General features: G+C 71.4%; 16 protein-coding genes. 5 read left to right on the top strand and 11 right to left on the bottom strand.

Going from position 1 to position 17,812, the window contains the following annotated elements:
* The 6 genes from C9F11_RS20530 to C9F11_RS20505 form a co-directional block, all read right to left on the bottom strand.
* Positions 1–447, bottom strand: coding sequence for a hypothetical protein (locus C9F11_RS20530; RefSeq protein WP_138960649.1), 447 nt, complete (start codon positions 445–447; stop codon positions 1–3).
* 19 nt (positions 448–466) lie between these two features.
* Positions 467–991, bottom strand: a complete 525-nt coding sequence (locus tag C9F11_RS20525) for an RNA 2'-phosphotransferase (protein ID WP_249402205.1) — start codon at positions 989–991, stop codon at positions 467–469.
* A 316-nt stretch (positions 992–1,307) separates the two neighbouring features.
* On the bottom strand, positions 1,308–2,240 hold the full coding sequence (locus tag C9F11_RS20520; RefSeq protein WP_138966776.1) for a MerR family transcriptional regulator: 933 nt from the start codon (positions 2,238–2,240) through the stop codon (positions 1,308–1,310).
* 145 nt (positions 2,241–2,385) lie between these two features.
* On the bottom strand, positions 2,386–3,330 hold the full coding sequence (locus C9F11_RS20515) for a metal-dependent hydrolase (protein WP_138960648.1): 945 nt from the start codon (positions 3,328–3,330) through the stop codon (positions 2,386–2,388).
* On the bottom strand, positions 3,327–5,102 hold the full coding sequence (locus C9F11_RS20510) for an SDR family oxidoreductase (protein ID WP_138960647.1): 1,776 nt from the start codon (positions 5,100–5,102) through the stop codon (positions 3,327–3,329). Before C9F11_RS20510 ends, C9F11_RS20515 begins: the two co-directional genes overlap by 4 nt.
* Positions 5,099–5,959: a M24 family metallopeptidase gene (locus C9F11_RS20505; protein WP_138960646.1), complete on the bottom strand. Its 861-nt coding sequence runs from the start codon at positions 5,957–5,959 to the stop codon at positions 5,099–5,101. The genes C9F11_RS20510 and C9F11_RS20505 overlap by 4 nt, the downstream gene beginning before the upstream one ends.
* A 313-nt stretch (positions 5,960–6,272) precedes the next feature.
* Here C9F11_RS20505 and C9F11_RS20500 point away from each other — a divergent pair, with 313 nt between their 5' ends.
* From C9F11_RS20500 to C9F11_RS20480, 5 genes are all read left to right on the top strand, one after another.
* A complete protein-coding gene (locus C9F11_RS20500) occupies positions 6,273–7,292 on the top strand; it encodes an ABC transporter ATP-binding protein (protein WP_138966774.1) in 1,020 nt (339 codons plus the stop codon).
* Positions 7,289–8,197: an ABC transporter permease subunit gene (locus C9F11_RS20495; RefSeq protein WP_138960645.1), complete on the top strand. Its 909-nt coding sequence runs from the start codon at positions 7,289–7,291 to the stop codon at positions 8,195–8,197. The genes C9F11_RS20500 and C9F11_RS20495 overlap by 4 nt, the downstream gene beginning before the upstream one ends.
* Entirely contained in the window at positions 8,194–9,105 is a 912-nt protein-coding gene (locus C9F11_RS20490; protein WP_138960644.1) for an ABC transporter ATP-binding protein, read from the top strand. Before C9F11_RS20495 ends, C9F11_RS20490 begins: the two co-directional genes overlap by 4 nt.
* Positions 9,106–9,117: 12 nt before the next feature.
* Positions 9,118–9,840 (top strand): ABC transporter permease, encoded by a 723-nt coding sequence (locus C9F11_RS20485; protein ID WP_138960643.1) that lies wholly within the window; start codon positions 9,118–9,120, stop codon positions 9,838–9,840.
* An 89-nt stretch (positions 9,841–9,929) separates the two neighbouring features.
* The gene (locus C9F11_RS20480) at positions 9,930–10,169 is read left to right on the top strand and encodes a hypothetical protein (protein WP_138960642.1); all 240 of its coding nucleotides are present in this window, start codon (positions 9,930–9,932) and stop codon (positions 10,167–10,169) included.
* 433 nt (positions 10,170–10,602) lie between these two features.
* Here the strand turns inward: C9F11_RS20480 and C9F11_RS20475 are convergent, their stop codons facing one another.
* From C9F11_RS20475 to C9F11_RS20455, 5 genes are all read right to left on the bottom strand, one after another.
* The gene (locus C9F11_RS20475) at positions 10,603–11,418 is read right to left on the bottom strand and encodes an HAD family hydrolase (protein ID WP_138960641.1); all 816 of its coding nucleotides are present in this window, start codon (positions 11,416–11,418) and stop codon (positions 10,603–10,605) included.
* Positions 11,415–12,704: a serine--tRNA ligase gene (gene serS / locus C9F11_RS20470; protein WP_138960640.1), complete on the bottom strand. Its 1,290-nt coding sequence runs from the start codon at positions 12,702–12,704 to the stop codon at positions 11,415–11,417. The genes C9F11_RS20475 and serS overlap by 4 nt, the downstream gene beginning before the upstream one ends.
* 675 nt (positions 12,705–13,379) lie before the next feature.
* The gene (gene pheA, locus C9F11_RS20465) at positions 13,380–14,315 is read right to left on the bottom strand and encodes a prephenate dehydratase (RefSeq protein ID WP_138960639.1); all 936 of its coding nucleotides are present in this window, start codon (positions 14,313–14,315) and stop codon (positions 13,380–13,382) included.
* A 131-nt stretch (positions 14,316–14,446) separates the two neighbouring features.
* Positions 14,447–15,706, bottom strand: coding sequence for an iron uptake transporter deferrochelatase/peroxidase subunit (gene efeB, locus C9F11_RS20460; protein ID WP_138960638.1), 1,260 nt, complete (start codon positions 15,704–15,706; stop codon positions 14,447–14,449).
* 5 nt (positions 15,707–15,711) lie between these two features.
* Positions 15,712–17,811, bottom strand: coding sequence for a copper resistance protein CopC (locus C9F11_RS20455; protein ID WP_138960637.1), 2,100 nt, complete (start codon positions 17,809–17,811; stop codon positions 15,712–15,714).
* Between the last annotated feature and the right edge of the window lies 1 nt (position 17,812).

Genomic DNA, 17,812 nt, shown 5'->3' with positions numbered 1-17,812 from the left:
TCAGCGGACCTTTCCGCTGAGCCAGGGAGTGAGCGAGATCATGGGGATGAGCTCCTTGTACGTCGTGTCCCCGGGCAGCGGTACGACCAGCCAGTAGCCGGGCGGGAAGCGCCGCCCCTTGACGTACGCGAGGCCGCCGAAGACGGACCGCAGGAAGGGCGGCACGTGGTCGCGCGGCACGTCGTGGCACTCGACGCCGTCGACGTCTATCAGGGCGTCGTCGTCCGGGTAGAGCCGCACGGACACCCGCGGGGACCCGCCGAACTCCACGAACGCCTCGTGCGGCAGCGAGCCGTCCGCGTCGGTCGTCACGGCGACACCGGCCGCGGTGCGGCGGGAGGTCCGGTCGGCGCCTATGTCATGGCCGACCTCGAACTCCAGGTGGTACTCGCGGGCGATCTCCCGCAGTGCCCCCACGGCGGCCTCGGTGCTGTGCAGATGCTCCATACCCATCGATCCTGCCGGGTCAGTCCGGCGCCGGAAAGCGCAGATAGCGGGCGGGCACGGCGGCGGTGAGCCAGACGCCGTTGGCGCTGACGCGGAAGACGTGGCCGTCTCGGTGCATCGCGCCGGAGTCGACGGTCAGGACGACGGGCCGGCCGCGCCGTGCGCCCACGCGCGTCGCCGTCCCGCGGTCGGGCGAGAGGTGCACCGCGTGCCGGGTCATCGGGCGCAGGCCCTCGGCGCGGATCGCGGGGAGGTGGCGGGCCACGGTCCCGTGGAAGAGGTACGCGGGCGGGGCGGCCGGGGGCAGCTGGAGGTCCACGGCGACGGAGTGGCCCTGGTTGGCGCGGATCCGGTCGCCGTCGACCGCGAACCGCTGCTTGTCGCTGGCGGCCACCACGTGGTCGAGCTCGGCCCGGGTGAAGCGGAACCCATGGGCCGCGGCGGCCGCGATCAACGTGCCGATGTCCACCCAGCCACCGTCGTCGAGCGTGATCCCGATGCGCTCGGGCTGATGGCGCAGATGCTTCGACAGATATTTCGACACCTTTACGGCGCGGGGGCCGTCGGGAGCCTTTGTGGTCCGGGGGCCGTCGGGAGCGGCCTGTGCGGTGTGCGAGCCGTCCGGCGGCACTTTCACGGTGCTCTGGTCGCCGAGAGGCGCCCCCCGCGGAACCCCGGTCGTCCGGAGGTCGGCCTTCCGGGGCTTGTCGTTCTTTCATCTCTTCAGCGTCGCGCTCCACCGTTCTCCACGCACTCGGTTTTCTGCCATCGACTTTTCATCGTGGAATTCGGCTTTCCATGTTTGATCCACAGACAAGTGCAGTTATCCACAGGCTACTTGGGAATTCTGTGGACAACTCTCAGGTAGAAGGCGGCTTTTGCTCAACTATGCCGGAATCACCCCTACTTGCCGCGAGTGCATCCAATGTCCTGCCGTGCAGCTCGCGTTCGGCGGCCGCCGTGATGAACGCCGCCACGTTCTCCTGCCCAACCAGCGCCTGGACCGCGTCCATTGTGCTGGCGGGCAGTGCCACGTACTGAAGCTCGGCACGCTGCCGCGGAGGCTCCTCGGCGGCGAGGTGCCGACGGAGGTTGCGGGTGGCGAACAAGCGCATGGCGCGGGCCAGTTCCGCGTCGACCGACTTCTGCGCGAGCGGCCTCAGCCTGCGGATGAGGGAGGCCGCTTCCGCCGCGTCCGCCTCGCTCGGCGGACGGTTTCCCAGATACCGCGCGAAGACGTGTTCATTGGTGAACTCCAGGAAACGCGCCGCTATGTGCTCGACCTGACCCCGCAACTCCCGCAAATGCCCGGAGATCGCCGACAGCGGAACACCCGCGGCATGCAACTCGGCCGCCACCGCCAGCTCTTGAGGGCTCGGCACCAGGAACTCGTCGTCCGTGTCCGGCAGCGGCTCCAGCACGCCGAGCGCCACGGCGTCCGCGACCGCGGCGGCATCCGGAGTGCCGCCGAACGCCGCCTCCAGCTCCGCCCGCGTGATCCGGTCGGCCTTCTCGTCCGTCCACGGCCCGTCGACCTCGGCTACCAGGCCGAGGACACCGCCGAGGCCACGGCCCGCGTCCCAGGCTTCGAGCAACTCCTTGATGGAGGCCAGGGTGTAACCCCGGTCGAGCAGGTCGGCGATCTGCCGCAGCCGCGCCAGATGGGCGTCGCCGTACACATTGGACCGCCCGCGCCGCTCGGGCCGGGGGAGCAGGCCGCGGTCCTGATAGGCCCGGATGGTGCGGACCGTGGCTCCGCTGTGGTGGGCGAGGTCCTCTATGCGGTACTCCACCCGGGGCGCGCCCGGCGGCGCTTCCACCCAGGGCGTGCCCGCCGACTCCGGCTGAGGCGCACCCGGCGCCGAGGCGCGGCCTTCCTCCCTGCGTCCGTCCAACGCTCCCCCGTCCTTTCCCGGTGGCACCCGGTCGTACCCCGCGCTACGCGATGGCCGCGCGCCCGACCGCCCCCACCGCGGCCCGCGCGGCGGGCGACCACGCCAGATACTCGACGGCCCTGCGCAGCGACCCCTCCTGCGACGGATGGTACGACCGCCGCAGATAGCGGGGCACGGCCGCGCCTATCTGTCGCCACGGCGGCAGCAGGCCCTTCCTGACCGCCCTGTGGTGCGCGAGCAGCGAATACCGCAGGCGCCCCGCGAGCCACGGGTCGTGGCGGACGAGATACGCGGCGCCCCAGAGCCACAGATACAGCATCACGGGGGCCGTGACCGCCATGCCCGCCACCCGGCGGACGTACCGGGGAGCGCCGGTGCCGGCGCAGTGCTGGTACATGTCGAAGGCGACCGCGCGGTGCTCGACCTCCTCCGCGCCGTGCCAGCGCAGCAGGTCCAGCATCACCTCGTCCGCCCGGGCCCGGTCGAGCCCCTCCGCGTGCAGCACCCAGTCGCCGAGCACGGCCGTGAACTGCTCGATGGCCGCGACGATCGCGAGCCGGAAGCGCAGCCACTCCTGCGTGGCCACGGGCGCGCCCAACGGCGGCCGCTCACCGAGGAGCTTCTCGAACAGGAAGTCCACGTACTTCGTGAACCCGGTGGTGTCCAGGCGCTGCGCGGCCAGATGATCGAGCACGTACGCGTGCTGCACGCTGTGCGTGGCCTCCTGCCCCATGAACCCCTTGACGTCCGCGCGTAGCACCGGATCGGTGATCAGGGGCAGGCCCTCCTTGAAGACCTTCACGAACCATCGCTCGCCCGCCGGGAGCAGCAGGTGCAGGACGTTGATGACGTGGGTGGCCGTGGGCTCGTCCGGGATCCAGTGCAGCGGGGTGGCGTCCCAGTCGAACGAGACCCGGCGCGGAACGATCGTGTAGTGCTCCTCGTGGGGCGGGTCGTGGGGCGGTGTGGTGCCGTGCTCCGTGCTCACAGCGGTGGCTCCAATCGGGCCAGCGCGCGCAGGGCCCTGGGCGAGAACCGGGACATGAGGTGGGCGCCGCGCGCCTCCGGGGTGACCGGCACCACGGCCTGATTGCGGACCACGGCACGCAGCACGGCGTCGGCGACCTTCTCCGGCGGGTAGTTGCGCAGGCCGTAGAGCCGGGCGGACCTCTTCTGGCGGCGGGCCTCCTCGGCGGCGGAGACCCCGGCGAAGCGGGCCGTCGACGTGATGTTCGTGTTCACGAAGCCCGGACAGATGGCGGAGACGCCGATGCCCTGGCCCGCGAGCTCGGCGCGCAGACACTCGCTGAGCATCAGGACGGCCGCCTTCGACGTGCTGTACGCGGGCAGGGCGCGCGAGGGCTGATAGGCCGCAGCCGACGCGGTGTTCACGATGTGGCCGCCCTGGCCGCGCTCGGCCATCTGCTTGCCGAAGAGGCGGCAGCCGTGGATGACGCCCCACAGATTGACGTCCAGGACCTTCTTCCAGTCCTCGGCGCTGGTGTCGAGGAAGGAGCCGGACAGGCCGACGCCCGCGTTGTTCACCAGGACGTCCACCACGCCGTACTCCGTGGCGACCTTCTCGGCGAGCTTCTCCATCGCCTGCTCGTCGCTCACGTCGACCGTCTCGGCCCAGGCCGCGGGGGCGCCGATGAGCCGGGACAGCTCGGCGGTGCGGGCCGCGCTCTCCGCGTCCCGGTCGACGGCCACCACGCGCGCGCCCGCCTCGGCGAACGCGAAGGCCGTGGCCCGCCCGATGCCGCTGCCCGCGCCCGTGACGAGCACCAGCTGGCCGGAGAAGCGCTCGGCGTGCTTTCCGGGGGCTTCGGCGGCGCTCGCCACCGGCGGCACGCCGTCCTCGTGGGCGGTGACGAACTCGGTGATCCAGGAGGCCAGTTGGTCCGGGCGGGTGCGCGGCACCCAGTGCTTGGCGGGCAGCGTGCGGCGGGTCAGCTCCGGGGCCCACTGGTCCAGGTCGTCGTACAGCCGCTGGGACAGGAAGGCGTCGCCCGAGGGCGTGATGAGCTGCACCGGCGCGTGCGCGTACGCGTCCGGGCGGGGGCGGCGCAGGCGGGCGCGGACGTTGTCGCGGTAGAGCCAGGCGCCGTGCGCGGCGTCCGTGGGCAGGGACGCCGTGGGGTAGCCGTCCGCGGGCACCTTCTCCACGCGCTGGAGGATCTTCGGCCAGCGCCGGCCGAGCGGGCCGCGCCAGGCCAGCTCGGGGAGCACCGGGGTGTGCAGCATGTACACGTACCAGGACTTGGCGCCCTGGTTGACGAGCTGGGCGGCCCGGCGCGGGGTCGGCCGGGACAGGCGCTTCTTGATCCAGTGCCCGAAGTGGTCGAGGGACGGGCCGGACATCGACGTGAAGGACGCGATCCGCCCCTGGGCGCGCGGGACCGTCACGAACTCCCAGGCCTGCACCGAGCCCCAGTCGTGGCCCACCAGGTGCACCGGCTCGTCCGGGCTGACCGCGTCGGCGACCGCGAGGAAGTCGTCGGTCAGCTTCTCCAGCGTGAAGCCGCCGCGCAGCGGCTTGGGGGCCGTCGACCTGCCGTGACCGCGCACGTCGTACAGCACCACGTGGAAGCGCTCGGCCAGGCGCGTGGCGACCTCGGACCACACTTCCTTGGAGTCCGGATAGCCGTGCACGAGCAGCACCGTGGGCCGCCCGGTCTCGCCCAGCTCGGCGACGCACAGCTCCACCCCGCCGGTGCGCACCCAGCGCTCGCGCGCGCCCTTCAGCTCCACGGTCGTCATACGGCAGCCCTCTCAGCGTCTTCCACGGACCAGCGCCGCACGTGCGGCAGGTCGTCGTCCAGCCAGAACGCGCTCTCCTCGGGGTCCCTGGAGTCGGTGACGACCAGGATCTCCTCGAACTTCGCCCCCGTGCCCCGGAATCCGAGGTGCGGCTCGACCGCCCACAGACCGGGCTGCGGCGGATGGTCGGAGAACTTGTACGGCGACCACAGGGGGGACCAGCCGTCCCGGTGGCCGCGCAGCGCGTCGCTCGCGAGGCCCTTCAGGGACTGCGTGCCGAAGCCGAACACGTGCGGCGAGAAGCGGCGCTCCTTGACCCGGTCGACCTTGTGCGCGATGACGCCGAAGGGATAGGCGCGATGGCGGTTGGCATAGCCCTGGCGGACCATGAGCCGGTCCACGTGTTCGTAGATCTCGCGCAGCGGGCGGCGCTCGCGCACCTCGCGCAGGATCAGCTCGCGGTGCGCCTCAAGGTCGGCGAGGAGCCGGTCGTGCACCGGGTTGAGCCCGAGGCAGCCCGAGTAGCCGATGTCGGCCGTATAGCCCTCGAACACCGGGGCCATGTCGAGGATGAACGGCATCCCCGGCTCCAGCCTGCGGTGGGTGGGGAAGAACTGCAGAGGCACCCGGAAGTCCACGAACGCCGTGCGGTCGCCGAACCAGGCGAAGGGCAGGTGGAACCAGTCCCGCACGCCTCGCTCGCGCAGCCACACCCGCTGCATCCGCGCCGCCTCGCGCTCCGTCACCCCCGGCTTGAGCTGGGCGGCGACCGCTTCCGCGCATTCGTACGCGAGGGTCTGCACGCGGCGGAACCCCCGCAGCTCCGCGGAGAGTTCACCCTTCACTGCTGAGGTCATGCCACCGTCCGTCCCGTGTCCGGTCCACGCCCGCCGGGGCGGCACCGCGACGCACCGCGTCACCGCACCGTCTCCGTACGTGCTCGTAACTTGACACTGATGAATGTGACAATGCTTGGCGGCTGCGTCAATAGGTCTGCGTGAGCCTTCGGGACAGGCCCGGAAGAACCCTGAGGGGGCCACCGGGAGAACCCTGAAGGGTTCGACTTCCGGACGACCCCTACGGGCCCGTAATACTCGAGAGTGAGGGCGGAGACAGCCTGTGGAGTGACGCCCCGGTGTGGTCCGCGCCACTACCGTCGAACACGTGACTGTGATCGCGACCGAAAGCCTGAGCAAGCGGTTCCCGAAGGTGACCGCCCTCGACCGGCTGACCTTGGACATCGGACCCGGTGTGACCGGGCTCGTCGGAGCCAACGGCGCCGGCAAGTCAACGATGATCAAGATCCTGCTGGGTCTGTCCCCCGCCACCGAGGGCACCGCCTCCGTGCTCGGCCTCGACGTCGCCACCAGCGGCGGCGAGATCCGCGAGCGCGTCGGCTACATGCCCGAGCACGACTGCCTGCCGCCCGACGTCTCGGCCACCGAGTTCGTCGTCCACATGGCGCGCATGTCCGGCCTGCCGCCCGCCGCGGCCCGCGAGCGCACCGCCGACACCCTGCGCCACGTCGGTCTCTACGAGGAGCGCTACCGCCCCATCGGCGGCTACTCGACCGGCATGAAGCAGCGCGTGAAGCTCGCCCAGGCACTCGTGCACGACCCCCAGCTGGTCTTCCTCGACGAGCCGACCAACGGCCTCGACCCCGTCGGCCGCGACGAGATGCTGGACCTGATCCGGCGCGTACACACCGACTTCGGCATCTCCGTCCTGGTCACGTCACACCTCCTCGGCGAGTTGGAGCGCACCTGCGACCACGTCGTCGTCATCGACGGCGGCAAGCTCCTGCGTTCCAGCTCCACCACGGACTTCACCCAGAGCACCACGACCCTCGCCATCGAGGTCACCGACAGCGACGAGCACCCCGACGGCACCGGCGCGCTGCGCGCGGCCCTGCACGCCCACGGCGTGACCACCCACGACGACGGGGGCGGGCTGCCCGGCGCGGGCCACATCTTCCTGCTCGACGCCGCGGACGAGGCGACGTACGACCTCGTCCGGGACACCGTCGCCGACCTCGGCCTCGGCCTCGTCCGCATGGAACAGCGCAGGCACCACATCGCGGAGGTCTTCCGCTCCCAGGACGAGCAGCGGCCGGAGCAGGTCTCCGAGCGCGCGGCCGCCTGGGCGGCGACCGCGGCCGCCGCCGAGCAGACAGGAGGCGGCAAGCGATGACCGCCGAGTCGACACGGGCGCGTGACGCCGACTCCACCCAGATCCACAACATCGGATACCGCACCTACGACGGCCCCCGCCTCGGCCGCGCCTACGCCACCCGCTCGCTGTACTCGCAGAGCCTGCGCGGCGCCTACGGCCTCGGCCGCTCGGCCAAGTCCAAGGTGCTCCCGATGATCCTCTTCGGGGTCATGTGCGCCCCCGCGCTGATCATGGTCGCGGTAGCCGTCGCCACCAAGGCCGACAAACTGCCCGTGGACTACACGCGCTACGCGGTGCTCCTCCAGGCCGTCATCGGCCTCTACTTGGCGGCCCAGGCCCCGCAGACCGTCTCCAGGGACCTGCGGTTCAAGACCGTGCCGCTGTACTTCTCCCGCCCCATCGAACGCGTCGACTACGTACGCGCGAAGTTCGCGGCCATGGCGTCGGCCCTGTTCATCCTCACCGCGACACCGCTGATCGTGCTCTACGTAGGCGCCCTGTTGGCGAAGCTGGACTTCGCGGAGCAGACGAAGGGGTTCGCCCAGGGGCTCGTCTCCGTCGCCCTGTTGTCGCTGCTCTTCTCCGGGATCGCACTCGTCATCTCCGCCGTGACGCCCCGCCGGGGCTTCGGCATCGCCGCCGTCATCGCCGTACTGACCATCTCCTACGGAGCGGTGTCCACCGTCCAGGCCATCGCGCACGAACAAGGGGGCAACGGAACCGCCATCGAGTGGCTCGGCCTCTTCTCGCCGATCACCCTCATCGACGGCGTACAGACCGCCTTCCTCGGCGCGGCCTCCTCGTTCCCCGGGAACGAAGGCCCCTCGGCAGGTGTGGGCGTCGTCTACCTCCTCCTCGTTCTCGCCCTCGTAGCGGGCAGCTACGCCGCTCTCATGCGCCGCTACCGGAAGGCCGGACTATGACCACGATCAGCATCGACCACGTCTCACGCTGGTTCGGCAACGTGGTGGCCGTCAACGACGTCACGATGACCATCAGCCCCGGAGTCACCGGCCTCCTCGGTCCCAACGGCGCCGGGAAGTCCACCCTCATCAGCATGATGGGCGGCTTCCTCGCCCCCTCCACCGGCTCCGTCACCCTCGACGGAAAGCCCACCTGGCGCAACGAGGAGATCTACAAGCACCTCGGCATCGTGCCCGAGCGCGAGGGAATGTACGACTTCCTCACCGGCCTCGAATTCGTCGTCGCCAACGCCGAGCTGCACGGCCTGGGCAAGAAGGCGGCCCAACGGGCCCTCGCCACGGTCGAGATGGAGTACGCGCAGGACCGCAAGATCTCCACGTACTCCAAGGGCATGCGGCAGCGCGTGAAGATGGCCTCCGCGCTCGTCCACGAACCGTCCGTGCTGCTGCTCGACGAGCCCTTCAACGGCATGGACCCGCGCCAGCGCATGCAGCTCATGGACCTGCTGCGGCGGATGGGCGACGAGGGCCGCACCGTCCTGTTCTCCTCCCACATCCTCGAAGAGGTCGAACAGCTCGCCTCGCACATCGAGGTGATCGTCGCCGGGCGGCACGCCGCGAGCGGCGACTTCCGCCGGATCCGCCGTCTGATGACGGACCGGCCGCACCGCTACCTGGTGCGTTCCAGCGACGACCGTGCGCTCGCGGCCGCGTTGATCGCCGACCCGTCCACCGCGGGCATCGAGGTCGACCTCAAGGAAGGCGCGCTGCGCATCCAGGCCGTCGACTTCGGCCGGTTCACCAGCCTGCTGCCCCGCGTCGCCCGCGAACACGGCATCCGGCTGCTCACGGTCTCGCCCTCGGACGAGTCCCTCGAGTCGGTCTTCTCCTACCTCGTCGCGGCCTGAAAGGGAGCCATCGTGTACGACCCCACTGTCGCCCGGCTCACCTACCGGGCCCTGCTCGGCCGCCGCCGGGCACTGATCCTCTTCGCCCTGCCCCTGCTGCTCATCGTGATCGCGGCCGCCGTGCGCGGCTTCAGCGGCGCCGACGACCAAGTGGCCTCCGACCTGCTCGGCGGCTTCGCGCTCGCCACCATGGTGCCGATCATCGGCGTCATCGCGGGCACCGGCGCCATCGGCCCCGAGATCGACGACGGCTCCGTGATGTATCTGCTGTCCAAGCCGGTCAAACGCCCCACGATCATCGTCACCAAGCTCACCGTCGCCATCGCCGTCACCATGGCGTTCTCGGCGGTCCCGACGCTCATCGCGGGCCTGATCCTCAACGGCAACAGCCAGCAGGTCGCCGTCGCCTACACCATCGCCGCCCTGGTGTCCTCCATCGCGTACGCGGCGATCTTCCTGCTGCTCGGCACGGTCACCCGGCACGCCGTGGTCTTCGGGCTCGTGTACGCGCTGGTCTGGGAGGCCCTCTTCGGCTCCCTGGTCTCCGGGGCCCGCACGCTGAGCGTCCAGCAGTGGTCGCTCGCCGTGGCCCACAAGGCCGCCGACGGGGGCCAGCTCGTGACCTCCGACGTGGGCCTGCCCGCCGCCGTGATCCTGCTGGTCGTGGTCACGGCCGGGGCCACCTGGTACGCGGGCCAGAAGCTGCGGACCCTGACCGTCGCCGGGGACGAGTAGTCCCGGCGAGCCGCCTTGACGGTGTCTTCACCCTCCTGCCGGGACACTGGTGGGAGGGGGATGCGCAGGAGTGTCTAGGAGGTGCCGCGATGGCATCGGACGAGGGACGGGGCGACGGTCCCGGGAGCGACGCCTGGGACGAGGTGGTCCTCGACGACGACTTCATACGGTCCGCCGAGACCGCCGAGCCCTCCGCGCGGGCCCGGATGCTCACCGCCCGCTGGCGGCAGCAGGCCCCCGAGCCGCAGCCGTGGCGGTCCGACGAGCCGCCCGCCGGGTGGTTCTTCAGCCGGGCCCGCAAGCGCAGGCGCAAGCGGCGCGAGGGCTGAGCCCGGGAGCGCGCCCAGGTCGGCCCGTGAGGAGTCGCGCCCGGTCCGGCCCGCGAGAAATTCAGTGGCGGGCAACCACACGGCCCGGCACAGTAGTTGTGTCACCACGCGCCGGAAGCCACCACTCCGGCGTTCTCCTACCGGGAGTGAAGCCGACGGTCCGCAAGGGGCGTCGCGCTTCCGGCAGGGCGGTCCGCGGCAGGCTCCGGAGTCATCACCCGCTCCGTGGAGCCCCGTCACGGGGGAGACCGCCCGGGGGCGGCCGCTTCGAGCGCGCAGCAGTGCGCGGGCCGCCCCTCCCGGAGGGGGTGCCGGGCCGGAGCCCGGCGCCCTGCCCGAGCCCGGCATCGCGCGCGAGCCGAGCTTGGCATCGCGCGCGAGCCGAGCTTGGCATCGCGCGCGAGCCGCGCCTCAGCTGAGCCCGGCGTCCGGTCTAAGCCAGCAACCGTTCCAGGACGACCGCGATTCCGTCGGCCTCGTTCGACGTCGTCACCTCGTCCGCCACCGCCTTGAGCTCCTCATGGGCGTTGGCCATGGCCACGCCGTGGGCGGACCAGGCGAACATGGGGATGTCGTTGGGCATGTCGCCGAACGCGATCGTGTCCACGGCCTTCGCGCCGAGCCGACGGGCGGCCAGGGACAGGCCCGTCGCCTTGGTCAGACCCAGCGGCAGTATCTCCACGATGCCCTCGCCGGCCATCGTGACGCCCACGAGGTCCCCCGCGACCTCCCGTGCCACGGCCGTGAGCGCGTCGTCGTCGAGGCCCGGGTGCTGGACGTACAGCTTGTTCAGCGGAGCCGACCACAGGTCGGCCGGGTCGGCGAGCGGGACCGCGGGGAGCGGGCCGTCCTGGACCAGGTACCCGGGGCCGACGAGGACCTCGCCGTCGATGCCGTCACGGCTCGCGGCGAGCGCCAGCGGGCCGATCTCCGCCTCTATCTTCGCCAGGGCCAGGCCCGCCAGCTGCCGGTCCAGCGTGACCGAGGTGAGCAGCCGCCGCTCACCCGCGTGGTAGACCTGCGCGCCCTGGCCGCACACGGCGATGCCCTCGTAACCGAGGTCCTCCAGGACGTGCCGCGTCCACGGCACCGAGCGGCCGGTGACGATGATGTGGGCCGCGCCCGCCGCGGTGGCCGCGGTGAGCGCGTCACGGGTGCGCGTCGACACCGAGTCGTCGGGACGCAGGAGCGTTCCGTCGAGGTCGGTGGCGACGAGCTTGTACGGAAAGGCGGGGCCGTCGGAGCTCACTTGGCGAGGGGCTCCAGGATCTCGCGGCCGCCCAGGTACGGACGGAGCACCTCGGGGACGCGCACGGAGCCGTCCGCGAGCTGGTGGTTCTCCAGGAGCGCCACGATCGTGCGCGGCACGGCGCACAGCGTGCCGTTCAGCGTCGCGAGCGGCTGCACGTTCTTCTTGCCGTCCTTGTCCTCGCGCATGCGCACGGAGAGCCGGCGGGCCTGGAAGCTGTCGCAGTTCGACGCGGAGGTCAGCTCGCGGTACTTGCCCTGGGTGGGGATCCACGCCTCGCAGTCGAACTTGCGGGAGGCGGACGCGCCCAGGTCGCCCGTGGCGACGTCGATCACCTGGAAGGGCAGTTCGAGGCTGTTCAGCCACTGCTTCTCCCAGTCGAGGAGCCGCTGGTGCTCGGCCGCCGCGTCCTCGGGGGCGACGTACGAGAACATCTCGACCTTGTCGAACTGGTGCACCCGGAAGATGCCGCGGGTGTCCTTGCCGTACGTGCCCGCCTCGCGGCGGAAGCAGGGCGAGAAGCCCGCGTACCGCAGGGGGAGCTTGTCGGCCTCGAGGATCTCGTCCATGTGGTACGCCGCGAGCGGGACCTCGGAGGTGCCGACCAGGTAGAAGTCGTCCTTCTCCAGGTGGTACACGTTCTCCGCGGCCTGGCCGAGGAAGCCCGTGCCCTCCATGGCGTGCGGGCGGACGAGCGCGGGGGTCAGCATCGGGATGAACCCGGCCTCGGTGGCCTGCGCGATGGCCGCGTTGACCAGCGCGAGCTCCAGGAGCGCGCCGACACCCGTCAGGTAGTAGAAGCGCGAGCCGGAGACCTTGGCGGCGCGCTCGACGTCGATGGCGCCGAGCGCCTGGCCGAGCTCCAGGTGGTCCTTCGGCTCGAAGCCCTCCGCGGCGAAGTCACGGACCGTGCCGTGCGTCTCCAGGACGACGAAGTCCTCCTCGCCGCCGACCGGGACGTCCGGGTGCACGAGGTTGCCGAGACGGAGCAGCAGGCGCTTGGTCTCCTCGTCGGCCTCGTCCTGCTCGGCGCCCGCGGCCTTGACCGCGGCGGCCAGCTCGCCCGCCTTCTTCAGGAGCTCGGCCTTCTCGTCACCGGAAGCCTTGGGGATGAGCTTGCCGAGCGCCTTCTGCTCGGAACGGAGCTCGTCGAAGCGGACCCCTGAGGACCTGCGCCGCTCGTCGGCGGAGAGGAGGGAGTCGACGAGGCCGACGTCCTCTCCACGGGCGCGCTGCGAAGCGCGAACACGGTCGGGGTCCTCACGGAGCAGGCGAAGGTCAATCACCCCCCCAGGCTACCTTCGTGCGCTTCCGGCCCACGACTTGATTTTCCCCTGCCCCCCGATATGACCGAAATGCCGGAATGTGAATTTCTCGCCCATCACTTCGGCCCGTCACCCGGCTTTCGCGGGTGGGGACGCGTGCCCACCGGGGGGTTGCCGCGGCCCCGGCGCATGGCACGGCAGGGTCAATAAAACGGGCGTCATTCCCCGAATCGGGGCAGATGGGCCTCGTCGCCTTGACTGGATTCCCTTGTGGGAAACGGGACTTGGGGAGCCGGTTGTCCACAGGAATCGGAGTCTCCGGAAAGTTATCCACAGGCTGTGCGAAAGATCTGTGGACGCCGGATCGGGGCCCTTTTCATGGTCCCCCACAGTGAAGGATTCCCTTCCCAAACCTGCTCAGCGCCAACTTTCGAGTGGAATTGGTTAACTCCAAAGTGTCACCACATGGAAAAAGGTGGACGAAGGAGTGACGGGAGTGGCTGTGGGCGGACTTGGGCGCTGAGTGCCGTTTTGTCGACGATGTCGCACTGCCTTGTCGACTTGTCCCCAGGTCGAGAAGGGGACCTGTGGATAACTTCTGTGGACAACATAAATCTGCAGGTAGGACTACCGATCCGGACCTGTGCACAGGCAGGCGGAAGCACCGGGAAGACCCGGTGGCGGAGCGTCAAACGCTCAGAATCGGCCGTCCTGGCTGCGCGCGAGCCAGTCCGACGCCGATGTGAAGTCCTCGTCGGAGGTCCCGGGCCGCAGCGGCCGTACGTTCTCCGGTGCCACTCCGGCACGCGGATACGAGCCGAGGAAGCGCACCTTCGGGCAGATCCGCTTCAGGCCCATCAGGGCCTCGCCGACGCGGCGGTCCGTGATGTGGCCCTCGGCGTCCACGGAGAAGCAGTAGTCGCCGATGCCGCGACCGGTCGGGCGGGACTCGATGCGCATCAGGTTGACGCCGCGGACCGCGAACTCCTGGAGCAGTTCGAGCAGCGCGCCGGGGTGGTCGTCGCCGAGCCAGATCACCAGCGAGGTCTTGTCCGCGCCCGTCGGCGCCGCGGGCCGGGCCGGGCGGCCGACGAGGACGAACCGCGTCTCCGCGTTCGCCGCGTCGTGGATCTCGGTGACCAGCGGTTCGAGCCCGTACGTCGCCGCGGCGAACTCGCCCGCGAACGCCGCGTCGAACCGGCCCTCCTGCACCAGGCGGGCGCCGTCCGCGTTCGACGCCGCCGACTCCCACACCGCGTCCGGCAGGTGGGCGGCCAGCCAGTTGCGCACCTGCGGCTGGGCCACCGGGTGCCCGGTCACCGTCTTGACGTCCTTGAGGGCGGTGCCCGGACGCACCAGGAGGGCGAAGGCGATCGGCAGGACCACCTCGCGGTAGATCATCAACGGCTCGCCCTTGGCGAGCTCGTCCACGGTGGTCGTGACGCCGCCCTCCACCGAGTTCTCGATCGGCACCAGCGCCGCCGCTGCCTCGCCCGCGCGCACGGCGTCGAGGGCCGCGGGCACCGAGACCATCGGCACCAGCTCGCGGGTCGCGGCCTCTGGCAGGGTGCGCAGGGCGGCTTCGGTGAAGGTGCCTTCAGGGCCGAGGTAGGTGTAGCGCGTCGCCGACATGCCGTCACCCTAATGCGGCGGACGGGGCGGGCGTACGCGTCCGCTGCCACTGGCCCCTCCGCCACCGCCCGCCACTGGCCCCTCCGCCACCGCCCGCCACGGGTCAGCCTTCCGCCACCGCCCGGCGCGAGTCAGCCCTCCAGCAGCGCCTGCCCCACGTACCCACCGGCTTCCGCCCCGCCCGGCACCGCGTACACCCCGCTCGCCTCGTGCCGGATGAACTTCGACAGGGCGTCGCCCCGGTCGAGCTTCCGCTGCACCGGGACGAAGCCGCGCAGCGGGTCGGCCTGCCAGCAGATGAAGAGCAGGCCCGCGTCCGGCTCGCCCTTGCCGGTGAAGCCGTCGTGGTACGAGAACGGGCGGCGCAGCATCGCGGCGCCCCCGTTCTGGTCGGGGCGGCTGATGCGGGCGTGCGCGTTGAGCGGGACCACGAGGTCGCCGCCCGCGGTCGTCTTCTCCAGCTCCATCTCGGTGGTCTCCGTGCCGCCCGTCAGCGGCGCGCCGTCGGCCTTGCGGCGGCCGATGACGTCCTCCTGGTCCTTGGCGGAGAGCCCCTCCCAGTCGTCCAGGAGCATCCGGATGCGGCGTACGACGGCGTACGAGCCGCCCGCCATCCAGGCGGGGTCGGCGTCGGCGGCCTTGTCGGGCACGAAGACGCGCTTGTCGAAGTCGTCGTCGGACGGCTTCGGGTTGTTCGTGCCGTCGATCTGGCCCATGAGGTTGCGCGTCGTCATGGGGCGGGCGGTGGCGCCGGGCGAGCGGTTGAAGCCGTTCATCTGCCAGCGCAGCCGCGCCGCCGAGCCCGTCTCGTTCTGCAGGGCGCGCAGCGCGTGGAAGGCGACCAGGGAGTCGTTGGCGCCGATCTGTACCCACAGGTCGCCGTTGCCGCGGGCCTTGTCGAGGCGGTCGGAGGAGAACTCCGGCAGCGGGTCGAGGGCGGCCGGGCGCTGCTTCTCCAGGCCGGTGCGGCCGAAGAAGCTGTGGCCGAAGCCGAAGGTGACGGTCAGCGAGGACGGCCCCGCGTCGCGCGCGATGTCGGTGTCCTGGCCGTGGCCCTCCACCGGCTTGCCCGCCATCAGCCGCTGAGCCACCGCCGACCAGCGGCGCAGCAGGGCCGTCGCCTCCTTGCGCCCGGCGCCCGGGGTGAGGTCGAAGGCGACCAGATGGCCGCAGGACTGCACGGGGGTGGTGATCCCGGGCTGATGTTTCCCGTGAAACATCACCTCATCGGCCCCGAGCGACGTCAGCGGTGTGCCCGTCGTGTCCGAGCCGCCGGACGATCCGGAGGACGCCGCGGCGTATCCGGCCGCGCCGCCTGCCGCGCCGAGTGCGAGGCCGGTGGCGCCCGCCGTACCGAGCAGGCGCCGTCGCGAAATGGTGTGGTCCGCCATGGGGTTCAGCCGATCTGCACGTTCTTGTCGAGGGTGACCTGGTCGATGTCGGAGGTGCGGACGGTCACCGCGACCTTCCAGTCGCCGGCCATGGGAATCTGCACTCCGCTCGCGCTCCAGTGTCCGGTGGCGATGCGGTCGGGGGCGACCGGCAGGGGGCCGACGTCCTTGGCCTTGAGCGTGAAGGCGATCTTCACCTCGGGGATGTCGAAGGCGCTGCCGTTGGGCCGGGTCGCGTACACGTGCAGGTCGTTGCTGCCGGTGCGGCCGGGGTCGAGTTCGAGGCGCACGGTGCCCTTGCCGTCCTGGCCGCCGGTGTCGAACGGAATCTTGATCTTGACGGGCCCGGTGTTCTGGGGCGCGGACGAGGTGGCGTTCTTGGCCTCTTCCTCGGTGCGCCCCGGCTCGGTGGTGGTCAGGGCCGTGGTGACGGCGAGCAGGACGACGGCGACACCGACCTCGGCGAGCACCGAGCGGCGCAGGCCGGAGCGGTGCGGATCGGCGTCGCGGACCCGCTTCTCCCGGGCGGCGTCCACGGCGGCCCGCTGCCGGGCGAGCTGGGCGGCACGCTTGTCGTCGCCTGCGGGCTTGTCTCCGGGCTTGGCGCCGGGCTTGTCCTTGGCCTTGTCGAGGGACGTGCCGCCGGTCCCGGCGTCCGTGTCCACCGTCGCCGACACCCCGGTCTTGGAGCTGTGCGCGACGGCGACGGGCTTCTTCTTCTTGGTGCTCGCGTTGGTGCTCGCGCCCTTGGCCGTGGCGTTCTTGCCGGCCGTGGCGTTCTTGGCCGTGGTCGCCCGCGTGCGCTGTTCGACGACCGCCGTCGCCGCCGCCTCGGGTGCCAGGCCGCCCGCCTCCGCGAGGATGCGCCCGGTCCAGCGGCGGGACACGGAGGCGATGCCGACGAGGACGGCGACGAGCCCGATCTTGATCAGGAGCAGCTGTCCGTAGTCGGTCTCCACGAGCGCGGTCCAGGAACCGACCTGCCGCCACGACTGGTAGAGCCCGGTCCCGGCGAGGGCCACGACGCTGCCGAAGGCCACCCCGGAGAAGCGGCGTACGGCACTCGCGTCGATCAGCGGCGCCCGGTACAGACACAGCAGCAGCGCCACGACACCGCCGAGCCAGACGGCGACGGCGAGCAGGTGCAGCACGTCGACGGGCATGGCGAGCCCGGCCTGGATGCCGGTCGAGGCGTGCTCGGCGAGCGCCCAGGTCGCCGCGATGCCGATGGCGACGACCCCGCCGCCGACGGCCAGGCCGAAGGCCAGGTCCCGCTTCTCCTTGGGGTCCTCGCGTTTGTCGTACGCGCCGAACAGGACGGCGATGAACAGCGCGGCGGCCGCGAGGAGCAGCAGCCGCGAGACGAGCGCGGCGCCCGTCTTGGTCTGCAGGACGTCGCCCAGCTTCGCGAGGTCGAAGGCGTCGGCGAGCTTTCCGGAGCCGGTGTAGGGCGCGCGCAGCAGCAGCGTCGCGAGCGTGGCGCCGGTCAGGGCGAGCCAGCCGGAGACGACGAGGCGCTGGAGCGGCCGGACGCCTGCGCCGCGCGGCCAGCAGCCGAGGACGAAGGCGGCACCGCCGACGACGACGATGAACCCGGCGTACGAGAGGTAGCGCGCCGTGTCGTAGAGCGTGCCGACGAGGCCGCCGCCGACCTCCTGGTCGGGCAGCGCGACCTTGGTGTCGGAGGGCGCGCCGATGGAGAAGGTGAAGGCTCCGGCGATGGGGTGGCTGTCGGCGGAGACGACCTGGTAGGCGACGGTGAAGGTGCCGTCGGGCAGGCCGGGCTTCAGTTTCACGCCGTACGTGGTGGAGCCGAGGTCGGTGGTCTTGCCGGTGTCGGCGCGCTTGCCCGCGGGGTCGAGGACCCGGACCGAGCCGTCGGACATGGCGACCTTCTCGGAGAAGGTCAGGGACACCTGGTCGGGCGCCTTGGCGACCACCGCCCCCCGCTTGGGATCGCTGCCGGTCAGCGCGGCGTGCGCGTCGGCGGGCGCCGCGGTGGCGAGGACGGCGCCGAGCACGGCGGAGACCAGGGCCGCGGCGACGAGCAGCAGGCGTCCGAGGCCGGCGAGGTCCGGCCCCGGGCGGGGAGCGGTGGTCCGCATC

The organism is Streptomyces sp. YIM 121038, assembly GCF_006088715.1.
In the GTDB taxonomy this organism is placed as follows: domain Bacteria; phylum Actinomycetota; class Actinomycetes; order Streptomycetales; family Streptomycetaceae; genus Streptomyces.
Note: the sequence above shows the minus strand (reverse complement) of the source record. Positions and strands in the feature narration are given on the sequence as shown.